Source organism: Streptosporangium nanhuense (genome assembly GCF_059358815.1).
This window is the reverse complement of the sequence record NZ_JCADBG010000001.1, coordinates 803,270-824,786: the sequence shown is the minus strand read 5'-3', so window position 1 is coordinate 824,786 and position 21,517 is coordinate 803,270. Positions and strand designations below refer to the sequence as shown.

Here is a 21,517-nt window from a genome sequence, read left to right as displayed (position 1 = left end):
GGTGCCGGCAGTGCGCCCGCAGTCCCTGATATTCAGCTTCCTCGGCATCTACGCGCTGGACCGTGACACCCCCATCTCCTCGGGCAGCGTCATCGAGGTGTTCGCCCGCCTCGGCGTCTCCGAGGAGGCCGTCCGGTCCACGCTCGCCCGCATGGTGAAGCGCGACCTCGTGACCCGCTACCGGGTGGGACGCAGGGCGTACATCGAGCTCACCCCGTACGCCGTGACGGTGCTCAGGGACGGGCGCCGGCGGATCTGGGAGACCGGCGCGGTGAACCGCGACTGGGACGGCACCTGGACGGTCGTCGGGTTCTCCCTGCCGGACAGCCGGCGCAGCACCCGCCACGACCTGCGCTCCCGGCTCGTCTGGGCCGGGTTCGGCCCGCTGCAGAGCGGGCTGTGGATCGCGCCGGGCACCAAGGAGGTCACCGGCGTGTTCGACTCGCTGGACGTGGACGACCACGTCACGGTGCTGACCGCCAGGGCGTTCAGCCCCACCGAGGCCGCCGACCTGGTCGCGAAGGCCTTCGACATCGAGCAGATCGCCCGGCGCTATCGGGCGTTCCTCACCAGGTGGGACGTCACCCGGCCACTTCCCGACGCGCCGGACGATCTCGTACGGCAGCTGTTGCTGCACACCGACTGGCTGCAGCTCGTCCGGCAGGATCCTCACCTGCCGGCCGAACACCTCCCCGCGAACTGGCCGGCGATCCGGGCCGAGCAGGTCTTCCACGCCCGTGCCGAGGAGTACGAACGGCCCGCACTCAAGGTGGCCGGCGATCTCCTGGAGGGTCTCACCCCATAACGCAGGGTGTCCCGTTCAGCGCGAACGCGGCCGGAGCCGGGTTCGTGCCGCTGTAGGTGCCCTGGAACCCGAAACCGGTCCGGGCCTGCGGGGCGATGGTCCCGTTGTAGGAGAGGTTGCGCGCGCTGACCTGGGAGCCCGACTGGGTCACCGTGGCGTTCCAGGCACCGGTGACCCGCTGGTTCCCCGGCCACGTCCAGGTCACGGTCCAGCCGTTGACGGGGGTCGCGCCGGTGTTCGTCACGCTGACGTCGGCGGTGAAGCCGTTGTTCCAGGTGCTGGGAACGTAGGTGACCCTGCACCCGGTGCCCGGGCCGGGCGTCGGGGTAGGGGTCGGGGTAGGGGTCGGAGTGGGCGTGGGGGTGGGAGTGGGGGTCGGCGTAGGGGTGGGGGTCGGCGTGGGGGTCGGAGTGGGGGTCGGCGACGGGCTCGGCCCGCCGGTGAGGCCGAAGAACTGGATCGCGGCGGCGGCCATCCCGCTCATCGGCAGGCTGTGGCCGGCCCCCTGGATGCTGTACGCCTCGACCCGCACCGTGCCGGAACCGTCGGCGTAGCGGCGGCGGTTCCAGTTCGGCTGCGGCGTGTCCGAGCCGGTGGGCGTCTGGCTCAGACCGAACACGTTGGTCCACTGGTCGATCGCCTGCTGGTGGGTGGCGTAGTAGACGAGGTTGTCCGTGGTGCCGTGCCAGAGCTGGACGCGCGGCCGGGGGCCGCTGTATCCGGGGTAGGCGGCGCGGACCAGGTCGCCCCACTGCTGGGGCGTCTTGCCGATCCGCCCGGAGGCGCAGTCGCTCGCGCCCGGCGAGGGGATGTAGTCGGCCTCGCTCGCGAAGCAGCCGAACGGCACCCCCATGAACGCCGCCCCGGCCTTGAAGACGTCGGGATAGTTGCCGAGCATGATGTTGGTCTCCATGCCGCCGGCGGAGCTGCCGGTGACATAGATGCGGCCGGCGTCACCGTTGTGGCGCTGCCGCGTGTAGGTGATCATGGACATCAGCGAGACCGGGTCGCTGCCCCCGTCGCGCACCTGCGACGCCGCGGACCAGGAGTCGAAGCAGTTGCCCTTCTTGGACGCCGACGGGTAGATGACGATGAAACCGTGCTGGTCGGCGAGGGACCGGAACTCCGAACCCGAGTAGAAGCCGGGCCCCGAACCGCCGCAGCCGTGCATGGCGAGCACGATCGCGGGGCTGGACCGCACGGTGTCCGGCACGTAGAGGTGCATCCGCAGGTTGCCGGGGTTGGCGCCGAAGCCGGTCACCTCGGTCAGGGTGGCCGCGGCGGCGGACTGCCCTCCGACCAGAACCGTGGCGGCGTACAGCACCGCGGCACCGGCGCCCGCGAGCACGGCGGTCAATCGTCTCATCGGCTCTCCTCTGCTTGGTCTTCGCTCGACGCACGAGACCGCGGCGCCGCTGACTCGTCCTGACATCAGCCGGTATAGGGACGGGATCGACGAGTGGTCAAGCCGCGCCCGTACGGGATCATGTTCCTCGATCCACGGAAAAACGCTGCTTGCGCTGGTTATCAAGTGATTTGTTATCAATTAGCTTGATATAGAGGGCGCGAAACTTACATCGCCGGTTATGGTCATCCGGTGACCTCGCGCCGCACCCCCGCAGCCGACGAGCCGGTCAAACCGGCACCCCGCCTGAGCTACCTGGTCTACCGGCTGGAACGGCGCATCCGCGCCCGGCTCGACGAGGCGCTCGTCAGGTACGGCATCACGACGACCGAGTACATGGCGCTCAGCGAGCTGCGCATGCGCGCCGGGCTCTCCTCGGCCGAACTGGCCCGCATCGCCTTCGTCACGCCACAGGCGATGAACCTGGTCGTCCGCGAGCTGGAACAACGCGGCCTGATCCGGCGTGACGCGCACCCGGACGGCGGCCGGGTGCTGCGCGCCCGTCTCACCCGTGAGGGACAGGCGGCGCTGCGGCACTGCGACCGCTCGCTCGACGGCATCGAGGAGGACATGCTCGCCGGCGTCGACGACACCACGCGCACCACGCTGATGGAGGGTCTCACCCTCTGCACCCGTGCCCTGCGCCCTCCCATCGCCGGCCCTTGAGGCGGGCGGTGGGGCGGGCCGTGAAGCGGGCCTGAAGCGGGCCGTGAAGCGGGCCGTGAAGCGGGCCGTGAAGCGGGCCGGCCCCGGTGGTCAGACCGGGACCGGCGCCGGCGGTCAGAGGGCGCCGGCCAGGCTGCCCGCGCGCAGCCCGGCCATCTCCAGCACCAGCTCGAACCACACCTTGTTGGATCCGGCCTCCCTGACCACGCCCCAGCGGTGGGCCAGCGTCTCCATCAGGGGCAGGCCGCGGCCCCCTGTCGCGTCGGGCGAGGCACGGCATACGCAGGGGGCCTCGGAGGAGCCCTCGTCCTGGACCGAGACCCGCACCCCCGTCGCCGAGCAGGCCACCGTGACGGTGAACGCCCCGCCGTCCCCCGACCGGGAGTGGATCACCGCGTTGGTGGCGATCTCGCTGGTCAGCAGGACGCAGTCGTCGTGGAGGGGGTGGTCTCGCCCCAGGGTCATCGAGACCAGGCGGCGGGCTCTGACCACCTGGTCCGGGGAACCCGCCAGGCGGAGAACCCATTCACTGCCGTCGTACTCCGACGAGTCCATACCGCCCCCTCCGATACCGTTTCACTGATGGGAAGACGCGGAGCTCGGCGGGGAAGATGTCTCGGAAAAGTAGGAATGCGATCACTTACCGGATAGACAGGTGAGGCTTGCCAGAGCCCGCCTCACCTGCGTGTCCGCACCTGGCGTACCGTGCGGTTCCATCCGTCACACGCGGTGCCAGCGAGCCTCGAAGAAACAGTAGGCCGCGAAGAGCAGCAGACCGATCGCGACGACGCCGAGCAGCCACGGACCGGCCGGGGTGTCGGCCAGCGAGCGCAGCGTCGAGTCGATGCCCTTGGCCTTGTCGGGGTCGTAGGTGACCGCGGCCTGGATGACGAAGACGCCTGCGACCGCGGCGATCACGCCACGGGCGATGTATCCGGCCATGCCGAACTTCTCGGCGAGGTCCCGCGCCCTCGCGGGCATCTCGCCGGTGCGCAGGTCCTTGAGGAACTCCTTCTTCCAGCCCTGGCGGATCCAGTAGGCACCCAGGCCGATCAGGCCCAGGCCCACCAGGCCCACGATGAACTGCCCGAGGGGCAGGTCCATCAGCATGGCCGTGATGTCCTTGGACTGGCTGTCCATCGAGGCACCGGAGTCGCCACGCAGCAGCACGCCGAGCAGCGTGGCCACGATCAGCGAGTAGACCGCCACCCGAGCGCCCGACTCCACCCGGTCCTTGGTCCGCCCGCGGCCCATGATGGCCTCGAAAAGCTGCCAGACGACCAGCGCGACGAACCCGACGACCATGAGCCAGAGCAGGAACGTGCCGAACGGCTGCTCGGCCACCGTCTCGATGGCGCCGGTCTTGTCGGCCTCCTTGCCGCCGCTTCCCCCGCCGAAGGCGATCTGCAGGGCGAGGAAACCGATCAAACCGTAGAGGACACCCCGGCAGGCCAAGCCGACCCGCGCCAGCCTGTCGAGCGTCTGACTGTTGGCCGCTCTGCGAGCGGCGCCTTCCACGTGAGCCTGAGGGCTGTTCATAACTAACCGCTCTTACCTGCTGACGCCCTGGTAAACCTCAACGTTCCGGCATCGCGTCCAGCCGCCGCAGGATCACGCCCTCGCGCAGCGCCCAGGGGCAGACCTCCAGCTGGGCCACCCCGAACAGGTCCATCGCGGCGTCGGCGACGATCGCCCCGGCCGGCAGCTGCGGCGCCCGCCCCTCGGAGACCCCGGGCAGCGCGGCCCGCTCCCTCGTGCTCATCTTGATCAGCCGGTCGGTCCACCCGACCAGGTCCGCGTGCCTGAGCACCCGGCGCACGGACGGACCCTCGTGCGAGGGCGCCGCCCCGGCGATCCTGGCGAGCTGCCTGAACGTCTTGGACGTCGCCACCGCGTGGTCGGCCTGGCCGTACCGGGACACGTTTCCCACCGTGCGGGCGATCTCGGTCCGTACGTGCCTGCGCAGCGCCCGCACCTCGTCGGCGGGCGGCGGGTCGGCGGTGAAGCAGTCGCGGGTGAGGCGGCCCGCCCCCAGCGGGATCGACACCGCCGCGTCGGGCTGCTCGTCGATGCCCGAGGCGATCTCCAGCGACCCGCCCCCTATGTCGAGGACCAGCAGCCGCCCGGACGACCACCCGAACCAGCGGCGCACGGCCAGGAACGTCAGCCTCGCCTCGTCCTGGCCCGACAGCACCTCGATGTCGACCTGCGTGTCGGCCTTGATCCCGGCGAGGACCTCCTCGCCGTTCACCGACTCCCGCACCGCCGACGTCGCGAAGGCCATCAGGTCCTCGACGCCCTTGTCCTCGGCGAGCCGCAGCGCCTCCTCGACGAACTCCCGCAGCCGCGCGGCGCCCCGCGCGGACAGGCGGTTGCCGTCGTCCATGTGCTCGGAGAGCCTCAGGTCCACCTTGTGGGAGTACGCCGGCAGCGGCCGGGCACCACGGTGCGCGTCCATCACCAGCAGATGGACCGTGTTGGAACCGATGTCGAGAACGCCCAGTCGCATGGGATGAAGTTACTACTCCCGCGATCCCCGTCAGCCCGCGGTGCGCGCGTGGACGCTCACCGCGTATCCGCCGCCGTCGTAGGGGGCGCCGTCCCAGGTCGCCAGGCGCCGCAGCGGGACGAGCCCCGACGTCCGGCACCAGTCGTCGTAGTCGGCCAGGGTGACCGTCGCCGAGGCGAGCGGGAGGTGCGCGGCGTCCAGCCCGAACCCGCTCACCAGCAGCCCGCCGGGCCGCAGCAGCGCCGCGAGCCCCGCGACGGTCCGCGCCTCGGTCCCGGGGGCGAGCAGGGGGACGACGTTGCCCGCGGCGACGACCATGTCGAAGGATCCCCCCGCCCGCACGGCGTGATCCCCGGGGTCACCGAGATCGCCCAGGTCGCCGAGATCGCCGAGATCGCTCAGGTCGGCCAGGATCCAGGGCAGCCGCGGCGCGGCCCGCCGGGCGACGTCGAGCATGGACGCGTCGAGATCGACGCCCACGCAGTCGTATCCCAGCTCGGCCAGCCGGATCGCCACCCGCCCGGTGCCGCATCCGGCGTCCAGCACCCGCGCGCCCGGCGGCAGCAGCTCCGCGCACAACCGCGCCTCGCCGTGCGTGTCGGCCCCCGACGCGGCCAGCCGGGCGAACCTCTCGGCGTACCGCTCCCCGGCGTCGTCCCCCGCGATGTCCGCCCAGCGGCTCCTCGGTTCTCTCACCGCCCCAGGGTCTCATCTTCGGCGGGAGCCGCTCGCGGCGGCCGGGCGCGAGGGCGTCCGGCACGGCTCACGCCCGGCGAACGGCAGGGCGAACGGCAGAGCGGGCGGCGGGGCGAACAGCGGGGTGAACGGCAGGGCGACCCGGCCGCCGGACCTCGGGAAAGGTAGCGTGATCCACACCGCCCTCACGGGTGGCGGCGTCCGTGTGAAGAGCGGGAAGAACGGCGAGAGATCGGGGAGAACCATCGTGGCCCTTATGCGAGCGATCAGTCAGGACACCTTCGGCGGGCCCGAGGTGCTGCGCCCGGTCCACGTGGAGCGCCCGGAGCCGCTGCCCACCGAGGTGCTGGTACGGGTCGTCTCGGCGGGGGTGAACCCGGTGGACCTCAAGACCAGGGCGGGCACGGGCATGGCCAAGGTCCTGGGAGACCCGCCCTTCGTCCTGGGGTGGGACGTCTCCGGTGTCGTCGAGGAGACCGGCTTCGGGGTGAGCTCCCTGGAGGTGGGGGACGAGGTCTACGGCATGCCGTGGTTCCCGCGCCAGGCCGGGGCCTACGCCGAGTTCGTGACCGCGCCGTCGAGGCAGTTCGCCCGCAAGCCCCCCTCCCTGGGGCACGACGAGGCCGCCGCCCTGCCGCTGGCCGCGCTGACCGCCTGGCAGGTCCTGGTGGACACCGCCAAGGTCGCCCCGGGACAGCGCGTCCTCGTCCACGCCGCCGCGGGCGGCGTCGGGCACCTCGCCGTCCAGATCGCCAAGCACCTCGGCGCGTACGTGATCGGCACCGCCCGCGAGGGCAAGCACGAGTGGCTGCGCGGCCTGGGGGCCGACGAGCTCGTCGACTACACGGCCGTCCGCTTCGAGGACGTGGTGCGCGACGTGGACGTGGTCGTCGACCTGGTCGGGGACGGGCACGACGCGACGAGCACGCGCTCCCTCGACGTCCTGCGTCCCGGCGGGCTGCTCGTCCCGGTGCCCTCCGGCTTCTCTCCCGACCTGCTGAGCACCGCCGAGGCGCGGGGGATCCGCGCCCGCGCGTTCCTGGTGGAGCCGGACGGGGCCGCCCTGGCCCAGATCGCCGAGCTGATCGCCGGGGGGCGGATCGCCCCCGAGATCGAGGAGGTGTTCCCGCTCGAGGAGGCCGCCGCGGCCCACGAGCGGCTCGCCGGAGGCCGCGCCAAGGGCAAGATCGTGTTGCGCGTGGCCCCCTGAATTTCGCCGTTCTCCCGGTTTTCCGATGTGCGTACGAAGGCGGTGCGCCGTCCGCCACGGGCATGTCCGGGCGGGCCCGGATCCCGGGTGAGCCGCGCCGAATTCGCCAACACCACCGCTCGGCCTCTGTCCAGGGGTTTGTCCGGATCCGGCCACGATAAGAAATAGATCTTGTCAGTATGGGCGATTACTGCGAATACTGGCAATTTGTTATTATTCGTGAGGAAGGCCGATAATGAAGCGCGTCATTGTTCACAAGCCTGGCACCATCGCACTCAGTGGCACCGCGAGCCCTAAGCACGTCGGCTGAGACGGAATCGCAGATCCGGCGTCCAGTGATGGGCGCCGGCCCCGGGCATAGCCATATCATCAAATATCAGCTAATCGAGTTAAAGGAGTCCGGTGAGTCGGGGATCGAACCCGCAACCGCCGCCACCCGTGGTGGACGCGGACCGGCGCCTGCGCGGGCCGTACACCGCCGGGGGCGCGATCGTCTCCGCCCTGCTGCCCGCCGCCCGCCCCGAGCTCGTCGCCCGCTACGACATCGAGCTGCGCGCCGTCGCCCCCGACCTGCGCGATCTGATCCCGGCCCGGCGCCGGTCGGTGGCCGCGACCCTGCCCGGCGCGGAACGGATCCTGGTGCACGCGCCGCGCCGCACGTTGCGCCTGGCTAACGGCCTGGCCGAGTTCATCCGTGAGCACCTGTCCGAAACCGGCCCCCGCACGTTCGTCGTCGAGAACACCGACCTGGCCGACCCCACCGATCTGGAGCTCCTGACGGTGTTGCGGCGCCGCGTCCCCGGGGATCTGCTCACCGTGGAGACCCGCGAGCGGAGCGCGCCCGAGGAGCCGCTCGACGCGGAACGGCACGACGTCCTCGCCGACGAGCTGGAGCGGGAGGGGACGGTCGGCGCGCGGCTCGGCGCGATCCCGTACCACCGCGAGCGCGGCGGCGACCCGTCGAAGGCGGTGGAGGCGTTCCTGTTCGCGGTGCAGTGGTGCCTGGACGAGGGCTTCCACGACGCCGTGGCGGACCTCGGCGGGCGCGCCCTGCGCCTCACCGATCCCGACACCGATCCCGTGACCTGGTGGCGGCTCCTGCACAGCACCGCGACCGCGCTGGCCGCGCTGGGCCGCGAGGAGGAGTCGGAGGCGCTGTTCGACCTGGCCAGGCGCGAGAGCGTCTCCCCCGCCGTGCACGCCTCGGCCGCCTACGCCACCGGGATGCTGAAGGTGCGCCACCGCGACCGGGCCCGGCGCGACCCCGACGCCGCGCTGGCGCTGGTGAACCAGGCGATCGCCATCTCCTCGCTGCTGCCCGACCCGCGCGAGCGGGCGTTCAAGCTGGGGTTCGACCTCAACGGCCGGGCCCTGGTGGAGGTGCGCCGCGACCGTCCGGCCAAGGCCCTGGAGCTGGTCGAGGAGGCCGTCGCCCTGGCCGATCGCGACCTGCGGCCCGGCGAGCACCCGATACACCGGCTGGTGCTGCTGGCCAACAGGGCGCAGCTCGCCGTGATGCTGGGCCGCCCCGAGAACGCGCTGGAGGACCTGGACGCGGTGATCGCGGCCGACCCCGGCTACCCCGACTACTACATCGACCGGGGCAACCTGCTGCACCGGCTGGGCCGGATGGACGCGGCGGTCGCCGACTACGAGACGTCCATGCGGGTCGGCCCGCCCTTCCCCGAGCCCTACTACAACCGGGCCGAGATCCGCTTCTCCGCGGGTGACCACCGGGGCGCGCTCACCGATCTGGACCACGCGCTGGAGCTGGACCCGGGGTTCGTGGACGGCCTGGCCAACCGGGCCGGGCTGCTGGCCGCGCTCGGCGAGTACGCCGCGGCCAGGACGGACGCGGAGACCGGGCTCGCGATCGATCCCGCCAACCCGTACCTGCTGTGCGCGCTGGGCCAGGTGGAGACCGCGGAGGGCGGGTTCGACAGGGCGCGCGCCGCCTTCGACCGGGCCCTGGAGCTCGCGCCCTCGCTCGCGGCGGCCTGGGCGAACCGGGGTCTCCTGGCGTTCGAGACCGGCGACCCCGAGGGTGCCGTCGCGGACTTCACGCGGGCCCTCGACGCCGGGGACGACCCCGCCCTGCTGTTCAACCGGGCGATGGCGCTGCGCGCCGCCGGACGCGACGGGGAGGCGGTCGCCGACCTCACCCGCGCGCTGGAGCTGGCCCCGGACGACGAGGACATCAGGCGCGAGCTGAAGTCCTGACCTCGCGGGGCCCCACGGCGGGGGCAGGCGGGGCCGGGACGCCGGAAAACATCGGGCATTCGGAGGGCCGCGGGGAAATCGCGACCGGTAAGTCGGCGGCCCCCGTCCGGAAAACCCCGTTGGCCGAATATCCGTTATGCACACGGTGACGCGAGCGGCATCTCGTATTCGCCCTTCCGTATCCCCGGGACCGGAGGCGGATAGGAGCGATTTCCCGATGCGCGGTCACCGTGCGCCCACGCCGCCGGGCACCCCGTACGCCGATATCGTGCCCGCGCGTGACGGGTGAAGACGGGCGACGGGCGGTGCCGGGCGGCGGGCGAGGTCAGCGCGGTGGGCCGGCGAGGTAGCGTTCGGCCAGCTCGCAGGTGCCCTCGGTGTAGCCGGAGCCGAGTTCGGCGGCGATGTCGGCGCCGGTGTGGGTGCCGATCCAGGCGACCAGCAGCAGGCGGCGGAACATGACGAACGTCCAGATCTCGGCCTCGTCCTCGGCCGGGAGGTCGAGGACGGCCCGGTAGCCCCGCACCCACGCGTCGAGCAGCTCGGGAACCTCAGGGCGGTGCTCGACGAAGCTGACCGCCGCCGCCAGGTCGTAGAGGTGCCAGCCGAAGCCGCAGTCGTCGAAGTCGATGACGCCTGGCGGGTCCTCACCCTCCACGAGCAGGTTGGCCGCGCGCAGGTCGGCGTGGATGAGGCCGTATCGTTCCGGGCCGCGGCCGAAGCGGTGGAGCCGCTCGCGCAGCTCCTTGTCCAGCCGCCCCAGCACGCCCCGCGCCTCGGCGTCCACCCCCAGGCCGTCCTGCCAGCGGCCCCATCGCGACTCGGCGCCGAGGGCGGCCTCGTGGTCCCAGTGGAAGCGGGTGAACCCTCCGGGCCGCGACCACCCGCGCGCGTGCCGGTGCATGCGCGCCGTGAGGGCGCCGAGCCGTTCGAAGCCGGGCACCTGGTCGCCGTGGGACGGCTCGGCCCCGGGCAGGAACTCGAACATCACGCAGTCGCGCGGCTCGGGGCCCGGGACGGTCAGCACCCGGGAGCCGCCGGGAGCCGGGATCACCCGGGGGGTGCGGATCCCGGCCTGCTCGCGCAACGCCTCCAGCCAGGCCAGCTCGGACAGGATCGCCGGGGTGGAGTGGTAGCCGAGCCGGTGCACCCGCAGGATGGACCGCGTCCCCGCGGCCGGGTCGTCCACCCGGTAGGTGGCGTTCTCGGACACGTTGACCAGGGTGACCTCGGCGTCGGTCAGGCCGTGGATCCGGGTCGCCTCGCGGGCCACGTCGTGCACGCGGGACAGCACGTCGCCCCCGGCGGACAGGTCGTGGACCCGCATCGGTGGTTCCTCCAGATCAGTCGCGCGAGGCGCCAGATCATATCCGAGATCCCTCAGCGGGATCCGGCACCCCCCGCCCGGCCTCGCCACCGGGACGCTCCTCGCTCCCCGCTCCGAGCCGGACGTGGTCCGGCACGGCCCCGATCCGCTCCACGGCGTGCTCCTCGGAGGTCTCCGGCCCGGGGAAGGTGATGCGGATCTTGGACTGCCGGTGGGGAAGCCGCTCCCAGTCGTCCATGAGGGTCGCCCGGAGCCCGTACGTGGCGGCCAGGTCGATCAGGGTCTCGGCGCGGTAGTAGAAGTCCTCGCGCAGGACGTGGTGCTCCCTGCCCTCGGTGCGGTCGAAGGTGAAGTCGAACCAGCCTCCCGGCCTCACGACCCGGCCGACGTTCTGGAAGCACTCCTCGATCACGTGGAGCGGGGAGTGGGAGAAGACGCTGTGGGCGTGGACGACGTCGAACGCCTGGTCGGGCAGGGCGGCGAAGCGCAGGTCCTTGACCGGCAGGAGGTGGGGGAACCTCTCGCGCAGGTCGTAGGAGACCAGGGTCTCCTGGGCCGCGATCAGGATGTCCGGGGAGATGTCGAGGCCGTAGTAGTTTCCGGGGTCGAGGTAGCCGATGAACAGCCGCCCGGCCCGCAGGTTGCCGCAGCCGATCTCCAGCATGCGGTGCTCGGGCCTCAGCCCGTGCCGTACGAGATAGTCGAACTGCATCTTCCCCAGGGCGACCCAGCGCCGGTAGGACCTGCTGCCCACGGCCGCGTGGGGGCTGCGCGCGGTGTCGGACCTCATGACCGCCCGGTAGTAGGCGACGTGGTCGCGGTTGCCCACGCGCAGCCACAGGTTCCTGGCCAGCCGCCTCAGGTGCCGGGGAACCCGGCCCGGATGGCCGAGGGCGTACCTGAGCCGGTGAACGACGCTCGCGCGGTTGTGCCTGTGCATGCCTCTCCCCACGTCGGGACGACACCTCGACGGTCCCATCCGGTGACGAGATCGTAGCCGTAAGCATGCGGGACATCACTCTTGGTGAGCGGCACCGGAATGTCGCCTCGCGGTGCGACTTCCCTCTCGGGACGACGATCCCGGCTCGCGCCGGTCCTCCGAAGGGCCCGCGCGGGCGTCGCATCGTTATGACGTCCCACATCACCCGAACGGCGGCGCACGCGTCCCCGGCCGCCCGTGCCGAGGAGCGTCGGAACGGCTTCGAGACGGTGAGGAGATCGGTGAACCTGGAACTCGCGCTGCGCATGTGTGAGGCCGCGGTGCGGCAGGCCGCGCGGGAGGGCGCGCTCATCTCGGTCGCCGTGGTCGACGCGGGCGGGCATCTGGTCGCGTTCCAGCGGATGGACGGCGCGCGGATCACCGGGCCCGTCCTGGCCCCCGGCAAGGCCTTCACGGCGGTGGCCCACCGCATGCCGACCGCCGACCTCGCGGAGCTGGTCCTGCCCGGGGGCGAGCTGTACGGCCTGGCCGGTGACCGGTACGTGTGCCTCGGCGGCGGCGTCCCGCTCGGGGGGCCCGGCGACGGGCGCGGGACGGGCGGGGGAACGGGCGCGGTGGCGGGCGCGGTGATGGACGCGGTGATGGGCGCGGTGGGGGTCAGCGGCGGCACCGTCGCCCAGGACGTCGCCTGCGCCGAGGCCGCCGCGGCCCTCTGGGAAAGCGCATAGGCGGATATATCGCCGTAAAGAGGGGCGGCGGAATCATCCTCCCGATGAAACCCGATGAAACAGGAGTGCGGCGTGTTACCTCCGATGGACGCGGGGCAGTGAGGGCTTGCCCCAGACGATGATCGTCTGGGGGTGACCCCTTGGAGGATTCTCGTGGACGTTATCGTGCTTCTCGCGCTGATCTGTTTCCTGGCCGCCACGATCTGGTCCGCCATCAGCCGGTCCTGGCCGATCGCGCTGCTCTCCGCCGGAGCCTTCCTGCTCACGCTGTCGGAGACGTCCCTGCTCAACGGCTAGACGACCCCCGCCTCCCGGCGCGCCGACGCCCCCCGGGCGAGGGGCGTCGCGGCCGCCCGCGAGCGGGCCCGCGAACCACCGGCGCGCCCGGGCGCGCCGAGGTCAGGCACCGGCTCTGGGGAGGCTCCGGTCGATCTCCGCCCGGGTGGGCATCGAGGTGCTGGCACCCGCGCGCTGGACGGACAGGCCCGCGGCCGCGGTGGCGAAGCGGACGGCCCGGTCGGCGGCCTGCCGCTCGACGCGGGCCGCGGCCAGGGCGCCCACGAAGGTGTCGCCCGCGGCCGTGGTGTCCACCACCGGCACCTCGGGCGCCTCGACGCGCACGACGGGCCCGTCGCCCTCGGCGCTGAGCGCGCCCCGCGACCCCAGGGTGATGATCACCCACCCGACCGTGCCCCTCAGCTCCTCCAGGGCGCGCTCGTGGTCGGCCTGGCCGGTGATCGCGGCGGCCTCGTGCTCGTTTGCCACCAGGACGTCCACGGCCTCCAGCAGCTCGGCGGGGAGCGGCTGGACGGGCGCGGGGGTGAGGACCACGGTGGTCCCGGCCGCGCGGGCGGCCCTGGCCGCGACGGTGACGGCCCCGATGGGGAGCTCCAGCTGGAGCAGGAGCACGTCGGACCGGGAGATGACCTCGATCTCGGCATCGGAGGGGGCGGTCACCGTCCCGTTGGCGCCGGGGACCACGATGATCGAGTTGCCGCCCTCGCCGTCCACCACGATCTGGGCGATGCCCGAGGGGCCGGGAGCCGTGCGCAGGCGCGTCACGTCGACCCCGGCCTCGGCCAGGGTGCGTCGCAGCTCGGCGCCGAAGGCGTCGTCGCCCACGGCCCCGAGGAAGGCCACCTCGGCGCCCGCCCGCGCGGCGGCGATCGCCTGGTTGGCGCCCTTGCCGCCGGGAACGGTGCCGAAGGCGCGCCCGGTCACGGTCTCGCCGAGCGCGGGGGCGACGTCGACGTAGGCCACGAGATCCATGTTGGCACTGCCGAAGACCGAGATCACTGTTCCTCCTCGCGGACGCGGAGACGGGAGTGCGGGAAGCGGGTGTGAGGGCGCGGACGCGGAAGCGTGAGAACGGTCAGGAACGCAGGTAGGCCAGGACCGCGAGGACGCGCCGGTGCTGGTCGCCGTCCTCGGCGTACAGGCCGAGCTTGGCGAAGATGCTGCGGATGTGCTTCTCCACGGCCCCGTCGCTGACCACCAGCTGGCGGCCGATGGCCGGGTTGGACCTGCCCTCGGCCATCAGGCCGAGCACCTCGCGCTCTCGCGGGGTGAGCTGGGCGAGGGGGTCGTCACGGCGGCGTCGCACCATCAGCTGTGCCACCACCTGGGGGTCGAAGACCGTGCCTCCGGCCGCGACCGTGCGCAGGCCACCCATGAAGTCGTCCACGTCCACGACGCGGTCCTTGAGCAGGTATCCCACCGCGCCCCTGGCGTCGGCGAGCAGATCGTCGGCATAGGACACCTCCACGTACTGGGACAGGATCAGCACCGGCGTGCCGGGAACCCTCCGGCGCGCCTCCACCGCCGCCCGCAACCCCTCGTCGGTGAAGTTGGGCGGCATCCGTACGTCCACCACCGAGACGTCGGGACGGTGCTCGGCGACGGCCTCCACCAGCCCGTCGCCGTCGCCCACCGCCGCGACCACCTGGCAGCCGAACTCCTCCAGGAGCCTGATCAGGCCTTCCCTGATGAGCACCGCGTCGTCGGCCACAACTACCCGCACGGAACCTCCGCCACTATGACCGTCGGCCCTCCGACGGGTGAGTCGACCGCCAGCTCACCGTCGACCGCCTTCAGGCGATCGCCGAGACCCGACAGGCCGTGTCCCTTGGCGACATGGGCGCCGCCGACCCCATCATCCCCGATCGTGAGCATGAGGAAGTCACCCGTCCGGCTCAGCGCCACCGTGCAGATCGTGGCGTGGCTGTGCTTGGCGACGTTGGTGAGCGACTCGGCGACGACGAAGTAGACGGTGTTCTCCACGGCGGCGGCGAAGCGTCCCTCGACCTGGACGTCCAGCTCGACGGGGATGGTGCAGCGCCCGGCGAGGGCGGCGAGCGCGGGGGCCAGGCCGCGGTCGCTGAGGATCGGCGGGGCGATGCCGCGCGAGAGGGCGCGCAGCTCGTCCAGGGTCTCGCGGGTGGAGGTGATCGCCTGGCCGAGCAGCTGCTCGACGCCCGCCGGGTCGCGCCTGAGCTGGCGCTGGGCCCGCGACAGGTCCATGGCCAGGGAGACCAGGCGCTGCTGCGGCCCGTCGTGGATGTCACGCTCCAGCCGGCGCAGCGCGTTGGCCTCGGCCGACACCGCGGCGGCCCGGCCCTCGGCCAGGTCGTCGATGCGGTCGTGCAGCTCGCCGACCCCCGTCAGCATGGCCCTGCCGAGCCCGGCCTGGACGAGCGCGGCGCCCCGCACGATCACCGGGAGGGTGAGGGCGAAGAGCACGCCGATGGTGGTGTTGATGATCACTTCGACCCACAGGCTGCCGCCCAGGCCGAGGAGCATGCCCAGTCCCCCGTCGTTGCCGGGGATGGCGTAGACGATCCACCCGTAGAGCGGGTAGGTGAGGCCGGCGATCGACCCGACCCACCAGACCACCGCCAGCACGAAGGTGACGACGGAGATCGGGAAGGCCACGATGCCGTAGAGCAGGTCGAGCCACGACTGGCCGTTGGTGAGCGGGTTGATCATCCTGCGGAACCATCCGGCGCTCTCCGGGGCGGGCCGGTACCTCGGCCGGGCGACGGGACGGCCGAGCACCTCGGGCAGCCAGCGCCGCTCGACGTCCGCGAAGCCCCGGGCGACCAGGAGGGTCGTCGCGAGGACGGGCAGCCCCACGAACGCGACGGCCGAGCCGACCCCCGCGGCGAATCCGGCCACCATCAGGACGAACCAGATGATGGACAGGGGGAAACCCACGACCAGGTAACGGGTGTCGGTGCCGATGCGGCGCAGGAGGGTTCTCATGCCGCCAACGCTACGAGGACCGGCCCCGTCGATCGACCCTGCGCGCCCGCTTACGGGGGTGGGGCCAGCACTACCCGGGACGGTAAGGGGATCCGGCGAGAAGACTGCTGCGTGCGCCACTGCGCCGCGGGGCTCCCGGGAGGAGGCTTCTGCCATCGCCTTTTCCGAGTTCCTCCCTCCCCTCCGCGAGCCCCCTCCGAGCCTCTCCCGGAAATCCGGGCCTCTCTCGGAAACCCCTCGCCGAGCCCCTTCCGAGAACCCTCCCTGAGAATCGAGCTCCCCTTGACCGCCGTGATCCCCGGCCCGGCAGCGCGTCCGGCAGCGACCAGGACGATGCCCCGGACATCGCCCCCGACCACCCGCACCGCGCCGGCGCCCGCCGGGCGCGACCCGTTCATCGACGTGCTCCGGGTGTTCGGCATGGCCTTGGTGGTGCTCCAGCACTGGAGCATGCCGCTGCTGTCCTTCGCCGACGGGCGGATCACCACCGGCAACGCGCTGGCCGCAGGGAACGGGTGGATGATCACCTGGATCAGCCAGGTGATGCCCCTGGTGTTCTTCGCGGGCGGCGCGGCCAACGCGATCAGCCGGCGGAACGCGGCGCGGCGCGGTGAGGCGCCCCCCGCGTGGCTGGCCGGGCGCCTGCGCCGCCTGGCCTGGCCGGTGGTCCCGCTGGCGGCGGTCTGGCTGCCCCTGCCCCACCTGCTCCTCGCGCTCGGCGTGCCGGAGCAGCCGGTCATGACCGCCTCGCGGCTGGCCGGGCAGCTGCTCTGGTTCCTGGCGATCTATCTCGTCGCGGTGGTGGCGACCCCGCCGATGCTCAGGCTCAACATGGTGTACGGCTGGCGGGTGCCGGCCGCCCTGGCGGCGGGGGCCGTGGCGGTGGACGTCCTGCGCTTCGCCGGCGGCCTGGACGTCGCCGGTCTCCCCAACATCGCGCTGGTCTGGCTCGCCGTGCACCAGCTCGGCTTCCTGTACGCCGACGGCCGCCTGGGCCGCCCCTGGGTCCTGGCCCTGGGTGGGTACGGCCTGGGCGCGGCGCTGACGGCCTTCGGCCCCTACCCGCTCAGCATGATCGGGATGCCGGGGGCCGTCTCCAACATGGCGCCCCCCACGGTCGCGCTGCTCGCGGTCGGGGTGGGCCAGATCGGGCTGGCGCTCGCGCTGCGCCGGTCGATCGTCTCCCTCGCGGGGTGGCCGGGGGTCTCGCGGGCGCTCGTCTGGGCCGGCGACCGGATGATGACCCTGTACCTGTGGCACATGAGCGCGCTGTTCGTCATCGTCTCGGTGGTCGTGGTGGGCCTGGGGATCTCCACCCCCGAGCCCGGCACCTCCGCCTGGCTGTCGGGCTGGCCGCACTGGCTGCTCATGCTCGCCCTGGCGATGTGGCCGCTGCTGCGGGGGTTCGCCCGGTTCGAGACGCCCCCCGCGGGCGGGCCGTACACCGGCGGGACGGTCAGGGTGCTGGTGGCCGCCGCGCTGGTGGGCCTGGGCCTGCTCACCCTCACGGTGGCCGGTTTCGTCCCGGGGACGGCCCCCATGCTCGGGGCGGGCGCGATCGTGGCGGGCCTGGCGCTCACCCGCTCCCGTCCCGCCTCCCCCACCGCGCCGGGCCTGCCGGTCCCGCGGCCGGGCGAGCGCTCCGGAGGGCTCCGCGTCCCGTCCGCCCGGTGACGGACATCCGCCTCCCTCCTGGATATGTGGACAGTATGCTCATATCCGTGTATATGTACATAGTGTACACAAATTCGTGAGGGAGAAGATCATGAGCAACGCACCGGCTCGCGTCGCCGTCGTCACCGGAGGCTCCCGAGGCATCGGCCGCCAGGTCGTGGAGCGGCTCGCCTCCGACGGCTACGCCGTCGTGGTCAACTACGCGAGCAACGACGCCGAGGGGCAGGCCGCGGCCAAGGAGGCCTCCGCGGCCGGGGGCCAGGGCCTCGCCGTGCGGGCCGACGTCAGCGACCCCGCCGCGGTCTCCGCGCTCTTCGACACGGCCGAGGAGGCCTTCGGCGGCGTCGACGTCGTCGTCAACGCCGCCGGGATCATGGGCCCGCCCGTCCCGCTCGTCGACCTCGGCTTCGAGACGCTGGACCGCATCCTGAACGTCAACGTACGCGGCACCTTCGCCGTCGCCCAGCAGGCCGCCAGGAGGCTGCGCCCGGGCGGCGCCCTGATCACCTTCTCCACCTCGGTCGTCGGGCTGGCCTTCCCCGGCTACGGCGCCTACGTCGCCTCCAAGAGCGCCGTCGAGGGCCTCACCCTCATCCTGGCCCGCGAGCTGCGCGGCAGGGACGTCACCGTCAACACCGTCGCCCCCGGGCCCACCGCCACCGCGCTCTTCCTGGACGGCAAGGACGAGGAGACCGTCGCCAGGCTGGCCGCCCAGCCGCCGCTCGAACGGCTCGGACAGCCCTCGGACATCGCCGAGACCGTGGCGTTCCTCGCCGGTCCCGCCCGCTGGGTCAACGGGCAGGTACTTCGCGTCAACGGCGGAATCATCTGATTTGATCAACATTTATGCCGAGAAAATCAGCCATAACTACACAAAGTCACGCACTTTACCGGGAATGTAAGGTGATCCACGACCTCCTCCGGTCCGACCACCTCAAGTTCTTCGGCAGTATTGAACCGTGAGCCTCGTAGACCGCCTGCCAGAAGAGATCGACGCCGACCCCGACGCCATCTTCGACGCCTTCGTCGAATGGAACTCCGAGCGGGGGCTGACCCTCTATCCGGCGCAGGAGGAGGCTCTTATCGAGGTGGTGTCGGGAAACAACCTGATCCTGGCCACCCCGACCGGCTCGGGCAAGAGCCTGGTCGCCGCCGGAGCCCACTTCACCGCGCTGACCAGGGACGTGCGCACCTTCTACACCGCGCCGATCAAGGCGCTGGTGTCGGAGAAGTTCTTCGACCTGTGCGCGGTGTTCGGCACCGAGAACGTCGGGATGATGACCGGCGACGCGAGCGTGAACCCCGGGGCGCCGATCATCTGCTGCACCGCGGAGATCCTCGCCAACGTCGCGCTGCGCGACGGCGCCGCCGCCGACATCGGCCAGGTGGTGATGGACGAGTTCCACTTCTACTCCGAGCCCGACCGCGGCTGGGCCTGGCAGGTGCCGCTCCTGGAGCTGCCGAACGTCCAGTTCATCCTGATGTCGGCGACCCTGGGAGACGTCACCAGGTTCGAGGAGGACCTGACCCGGCGCACCGGCAGGCCCACCGCGGTGGTGAAGAACGCCGAGCGCCCGGTCCCGCTCGTCTACTCGTACCGGATGACGCCCCTCCACGAGACGCTGGAGGAGATGCTCACCACCAACCAGTACCCCGTCTACGTCGTCCACTTCACCCAGGCCTCGGCCATGGAGCGGGCACAGGCGCTGATGAGCATCAACATGTCGACCAAGGCCGAGAAGGAGGCGATCGCCTCCATGATCGGCCACTTCCGGTTCACCACCCGGTTCGGCAAGGCGCTCTCCCGCCTGGTGCGCCACGGCATCGGCGTGCACCACGCCGGGATGCTCCCCAAGTACCGCCGCCTGGTGGAACGCCTCGCCCAGGCGGGCCTGCTGAAGGTCATCTGCGGCACCGACACCCTCGGCGTCGGCGTCAACGTCCCGATCAGGACCGTGCTGTTCACCGCGCTGTCGAAGTACGACGGCAACAAGGTGCGGCGGCTGCGCGCCCGCGAGTTCCACCAGATCGCCGGGCGGGCCGGCCGGGCCGGGTTCGACACCATCGGCTACGTCGTCTGCCAGGCCCCCGACCACGTCGTGGAGAACGAGAAGGCCCTCGCCAAGATCGGCGACGACCCCAAGAGGCGGCGCGGCTTCGCCCGCAAGAAGCCGCCGGAGGGCTTCGTCGGCTGGAGCGAGGAGACCTTCGAGAAGCTGCAGACCGCCGAGCCGGAGCCGCTGAACTCCCGGTTCAAGGTCAGCAACGCGATGCTCCTGGCGGTGATCAACCGGCCCGGCGACTGCTACGCGGCGATGCGCCACCTGCTCACCGACAACCACGAGGACCGCAAGTGGCAGCGGCGGCACATCAGCCAGGCCATCGCGATCTACCGGTCGCTGCTGGCCGGAGGCGTGGTGGAGAAGCTGGACGAGCCCGACGAGCACGGCCGGATGGCCCGCCTCACCGTCGACCTGCAGGAGGACTTCGCGCTGAACCAGGCGCTGTCCACCTTCGCGCTGGCCACCCTCGAACTCCTCGACATGGAGTCGCCCAACTACGCCCTGGACATGGTCTCGATCATCGAGTCCATCCTCGACGACCCCCGCCAGATCCTGTCGGCGCAGCTCAAGAAGGCGCGCGGCGAGGCGGTGGCGCTGATGAAGGCCGACGGCATCGAGTACGAGGAGCGGATGGAGCTCCTCAACGACGTCACGTACCCCATGCCGCTGGCCGACATGCTGCTGGGCGCGTACGAGACCTACCGGCGCGGCCACCCCTGGGTGGGCGACTACACGGTCAGCCCCAAGAGCGTCGTCCGCGACATGTACGAGCGGGCGATGACCTTCGCCGACTACGTGCAGTTCTACGAGCTGACCCGCTCCGAGGGCACCGTGCTGCGCTATCTCGCCGACGCCTACCGCACCCTGTCGCGGACCATCCCCGAGCACCTCAAGACCGAGGACCTGGTCGACCTCATCGAGTGGCTCGGCGAGCTGGTCCGCCAGGTCGACTCCAGCCTCCTGGACGAGTGGGAGCAGCTGCAGAACCCGACCGGGGAGCTGGAGGCGCCCACGCTGGAGGAGACCACCAGGCCGGTCACCGCCAACACCCGCGCGTTCCGGGTGCTGGTACGCAACGCGATGTTCCGCCTGATCGAGCTGGCCTCGGTGGAGAACGAGCAGGAGCTGGAGCAGCTCGCCCCCGACGTCGACTGGGGCGCCGCGCTCGACGCCTACTACGACGACCACGAGGAGATCGGCACCGGCCCGGACGCCCGGGGCCCCGGCCTGCTGCGCATCGAGGAGGAGAAGGAGTTCTGGCGGGTCCGCCAGGTCGTCTCCGACCCGGCGGGCGACGGCGACTGGGGCATCGACGCCCAGGTCGACCTGGCCGCCTCCGACGAGGAGGGCCGCGCGGTGGTCCACGTCATCGGCCTGAACCGCCTCTGACACCCCTCGCCCGCCGTCCCCGAGCGCGGAAATGCAGGACGGAACCGACAAGAATGGCGAGATGAGCGACGACGCGATCAGGCAGGTGCTGGGCCTGCTGTACCAGGAAGACACGTTGAAGGTGCTTGCCGCCCTGGCGCTGGGCGGCAAGCCGGAGGAGGGGTCCGGCCTCGACAGGGAGGCGGTCAGGCGCGCGCTGGACCGCCTGGAACGCGGCGGGCTGGCCGTACGGGGAGAGAACGGCGAGTGGGGGGTGCGGCGCGAGCGCTTCCGCGAGCTGCTGCACGCCACGGCCAGGCCCGCCACCCCGGTCTCCCCCGAGGAGAGGGTGCTGCAGTCCTTCCTCGTCGAGGGACGGCTGCGGGCGATCCCCACCAAGCGCGACAAGCAGCTGGTGGTGCTCGACTACGTGGTCCAGGTCTTCGAGCCGGGGGTCCGCTACTCCGAGAAGGAGGTGAACGTCGCGCTGCGCGCCTTCCACGACGACTACGCGGCGCTGCGCCGCTATCTGGTCGACGAGGCCATGCTCAGCAGGGAGAACAACGTCTACTGGCGCAGCGGCGGCTCCGTCGAGGCCTGAGGGCGGGCGGCCGGCGTCCGGAAACGTCCATCGGCGCGGCGGCT

Annotated in this window: 20 protein-coding genes; 10 read left to right on the top strand and 10 right to left on the bottom strand. The window is 71.9% G+C overall.

Features of this window, described 5'->3' with window-relative positions; genetic code table 11:
- Positions 1-10: 10 nt before the first annotated feature.
- Positions 11-805, top strand: a complete 795-nt coding sequence (locus AC5L38_RS03445; protein WP_495241259.1) for a PaaX family transcriptional regulator — start codon at positions 11-13, stop codon at positions 803-805.
- On the opposite strand, the gene AC5L38_RS03440 is transcribed toward AC5L38_RS03445, so the two are convergent.
- A complete protein-coding gene (locus AC5L38_RS03440; RefSeq protein WP_495241258.1) occupies positions 795-2,171 on the bottom strand; it encodes an extracellular catalytic domain type 1 short-chain-length polyhydroxyalkanoate depolymerase in 1,377 nt (458 codons plus the stop codon). The two genes, AC5L38_RS03445 and AC5L38_RS03440, sit on opposite strands and share 11 nt — an antisense overlap.
- Positions 2,172-2,402: 231 nt before the next feature.
- Here AC5L38_RS03440 and AC5L38_RS03435 point away from each other — a divergent pair, with 231 nt between their 5' ends.
- Positions 2,403-2,876, top strand: coding sequence for a MarR family winged helix-turn-helix transcriptional regulator (locus tag AC5L38_RS03435; RefSeq protein ID WP_495241257.1), 474 nt, complete (start codon positions 2,403-2,405; stop codon positions 2,874-2,876).
- A gap of 114 nt (positions 2,877-2,990) precedes the next feature.
- Here the strand turns inward: AC5L38_RS03435 and AC5L38_RS03430 are convergent, their stop codons facing one another.
- From AC5L38_RS03430 to AC5L38_RS03415, 4 genes are all read right to left on the bottom strand, one after another.
- Positions 2,991-3,431 (bottom strand): ATP-binding protein, encoded by a 441-nt coding sequence (locus tag AC5L38_RS03430; RefSeq protein ID WP_495241256.1) that lies wholly within the window; start codon positions 3,429-3,431, stop codon positions 2,991-2,993.
- A 165-nt stretch (positions 3,432-3,596) separates the two neighbouring features.
- Positions 3,597-4,415, bottom strand: coding sequence for a DUF1206 domain-containing protein (locus AC5L38_RS03425; RefSeq protein WP_495241255.1), 819 nt, complete (start codon positions 4,413-4,415; stop codon positions 3,597-3,599).
- A 37-nt stretch (positions 4,416-4,452) separates the two neighbouring features.
- A complete protein-coding gene (locus tag AC5L38_RS03420) occupies positions 4,453-5,385 on the bottom strand; it encodes a Ppx/GppA phosphatase family protein (RefSeq protein WP_495241254.1) in 933 nt (310 codons plus the stop codon).
- Between the two features lie 30 nt (positions 5,386-5,415).
- Entirely contained in the window at positions 5,416-6,081 is a 666-nt protein-coding gene (locus tag AC5L38_RS03415; RefSeq protein ID WP_495241253.1) for a class I SAM-dependent methyltransferase, read from the bottom strand.
- Between the two features lie 256 nt (positions 6,082-6,337).
- Here AC5L38_RS03415 and AC5L38_RS03410 point away from each other — a divergent pair, with 256 nt between their 5' ends.
- Together AC5L38_RS03410 and AC5L38_RS03405 are read left to right on the top strand one after the other, a co-directional pair.
- Positions 6,338-7,291, top strand: coding sequence for an NADP-dependent oxidoreductase (locus tag AC5L38_RS03410; RefSeq protein ID WP_495241252.1), 954 nt, complete (start codon positions 6,338-6,340; stop codon positions 7,289-7,291).
- A gap of 402 nt (positions 7,292-7,693) precedes the next feature.
- Complete coding sequence (locus tag AC5L38_RS03405; RefSeq protein ID WP_495241251.1) at positions 7,694-9,511, top strand: tetratricopeptide repeat protein; 1,818 nt, start codon at positions 7,694-7,696, stop codon at positions 9,509-9,511.
- Between the two features lie 325 nt (positions 9,512-9,836).
- Here the strand turns inward: AC5L38_RS03405 and AC5L38_RS03400 are convergent, their stop codons facing one another.
- A complete protein-coding gene (locus AC5L38_RS03400) occupies positions 9,837-10,838 on the bottom strand; it encodes a phosphotransferase enzyme family protein (protein WP_495241250.1) in 1,002 nt (333 codons plus the stop codon).
- Between the two features lie 37 nt (positions 10,839-10,875).
- Positions 10,876-11,778 carry a class I SAM-dependent DNA methyltransferase gene (locus AC5L38_RS03395; RefSeq protein ID WP_495241249.1) on the bottom strand — a complete coding sequence of 301 codons (903 nt, stop codon included), beginning with the start codon at positions 11,776-11,778 and terminating at the stop codon, positions 10,876-10,878.
- A 281-nt stretch (positions 11,779-12,059) separates the two neighbouring features.
- Here AC5L38_RS03395 and AC5L38_RS03390 point away from each other — a divergent pair, with 281 nt between their 5' ends.
- Both AC5L38_RS03390 and AC5L38_RS03385 read left to right on the top strand, forming a co-directional pair.
- Positions 12,060-12,506 carry a GlcG/HbpS family heme-binding protein gene (locus AC5L38_RS03390; RefSeq protein ID WP_495241248.1) on the top strand — a complete coding sequence of 149 codons (447 nt, stop codon included), beginning with the start codon at positions 12,060-12,062 and terminating at the stop codon, positions 12,504-12,506.
- A 153-nt stretch (positions 12,507-12,659) separates the two neighbouring features.
- Positions 12,660-12,803, top strand: coding sequence for a hypothetical protein (locus AC5L38_RS03385; protein WP_495241247.1), 144 nt, complete (start codon positions 12,660-12,662; stop codon positions 12,801-12,803).
- Positions 12,804-12,905: 102 nt separating this feature from the next.
- On the opposite strand, the gene AC5L38_RS03380 is transcribed toward AC5L38_RS03385, so the two are convergent.
- From AC5L38_RS03380 to AC5L38_RS03370, 3 genes are all read right to left on the bottom strand, one after another.
- The gene (locus AC5L38_RS03380; protein ID WP_495241246.1) at positions 12,906-13,802 is read right to left on the bottom strand and encodes a ribokinase; all 897 of its coding nucleotides are present in this window, start codon (positions 13,800-13,802) and stop codon (positions 12,906-12,908) included.
- A 76-nt stretch (positions 13,803-13,878) separates the two neighbouring features.
- On the bottom strand, positions 13,879-14,526 hold the full coding sequence (locus AC5L38_RS03375; protein WP_389907732.1) for a response regulator transcription factor: 648 nt from the start codon (positions 14,524-14,526) through the stop codon (positions 13,879-13,881).
- Positions 14,517-15,767, bottom strand: a complete 1,251-nt coding sequence (locus AC5L38_RS03370; RefSeq protein WP_495241245.1) for a sensor histidine kinase — start codon at positions 15,765-15,767, stop codon at positions 14,517-14,519. Before AC5L38_RS03370 ends, AC5L38_RS03375 begins: the two co-directional genes overlap by 10 nt.
- 333 nt (positions 15,768-16,100) lie before the next feature.
- Between AC5L38_RS03370 and AC5L38_RS03365 the strand changes: the two genes are divergently transcribed.
- From AC5L38_RS03365 to AC5L38_RS03350, 4 genes are all read left to right on the top strand, one after another.
- Complete coding sequence (locus AC5L38_RS03365) at positions 16,101-17,441, top strand: acyltransferase family protein (protein WP_495241244.1); 1,341 nt, start codon at positions 16,101-16,103, stop codon at positions 17,439-17,441.
- 91 nt (positions 17,442-17,532) lie between these two features.
- Positions 17,533-18,273 carry an SDR family oxidoreductase gene (locus AC5L38_RS03360; RefSeq protein ID WP_495241243.1) on the top strand — a complete coding sequence of 247 codons (741 nt, stop codon included), beginning with the start codon at positions 17,533-17,535 and terminating at the stop codon, positions 18,271-18,273.
- A 127-nt stretch (positions 18,274-18,400) separates the two neighbouring features.
- The gene (locus AC5L38_RS03355) at positions 18,401-20,893 is read left to right on the top strand and encodes a DEAD/DEAH box helicase (protein WP_495241242.1); all 2,493 of its coding nucleotides are present in this window, start codon (positions 18,401-18,403) and stop codon (positions 20,891-20,893) included.
- A gap of 61 nt (positions 20,894-20,954) precedes the next feature.
- Entirely contained in the window at positions 20,955-21,473 is a 519-nt protein-coding gene (locus AC5L38_RS03350; protein ID WP_495241241.1) for a DUF2087 domain-containing protein, read from the top strand.
- Positions 21,474-21,517 lie beyond the last annotated feature (44 nt).

Bases quoted from the DNA above. Each gene is read 5' to 3' on its own strand.
- AC5L38_RS03440 (WP_495241258.1), bottom strand. From the start codon at position 2,171: ATGAGACGATTGACCGCCGTGCTCGCGGGCGCCGGTGCCGCGGTGCTG.
- AC5L38_RS03430 (WP_495241256.1), bottom strand. From the start codon at position 3,431: ATGGACTCGTCGGAGTACGACGGCAGTGAATGGGTTCTCCGCCTGGCG.
- AC5L38_RS03425 (WP_495241255.1), bottom strand. From the start codon at position 4,415: ATGAACAGCCCTCAGGCTCACGTGGAAGGCGCCGCTCGCAGAGCGGCC.
- AC5L38_RS03420 (WP_495241254.1), bottom strand. From the start codon at position 5,385: ATGCGACTGGGCGTTCTCGACATCGGTTCCAACACGGTCCATCTGCTG.
- AC5L38_RS03410 (WP_495241252.1), top strand. From the start codon at position 6,338: ATGCGAGCGATCAGTCAGGACACCTTCGGCGGGCCCGAGGTGCTGCGC.
- AC5L38_RS03400 (WP_495241250.1), bottom strand. From the start codon at position 10,838: ATGCGGGTCCACGACCTGTCCGCCGGGGGCGACGTGCTGTCCCGCGTG.
- AC5L38_RS03395 (WP_495241249.1), bottom strand. From the start codon at position 11,778: ATGCACAGGCACAACCGCGCGAGCGTCGTTCACCGGCTCAGGTACGCC.
- AC5L38_RS03370 (WP_495241245.1), bottom strand. From the start codon at position 15,767: ATGAGAACCCTCCTGCGCCGCATCGGCACCGACACCCGTTACCTGGTC.
- AC5L38_RS03365 (WP_495241244.1), top strand. From the start codon at position 16,101: ATGCCCCGGACATCGCCCCCGACCACCCGCACCGCGCCGGCGCCCGCC.
- AC5L38_RS03360 (WP_495241243.1), top strand. From the start codon at position 17,533: ATGAGCAACGCACCGGCTCGCGTCGCCGTCGTCACCGGAGGCTCCCGA.
- AC5L38_RS03350 (WP_495241241.1), top strand. From the start codon at position 20,955: ATGAGCGACGACGCGATCAGGCAGGTGCTGGGCCTGCTGTACCAGGAA.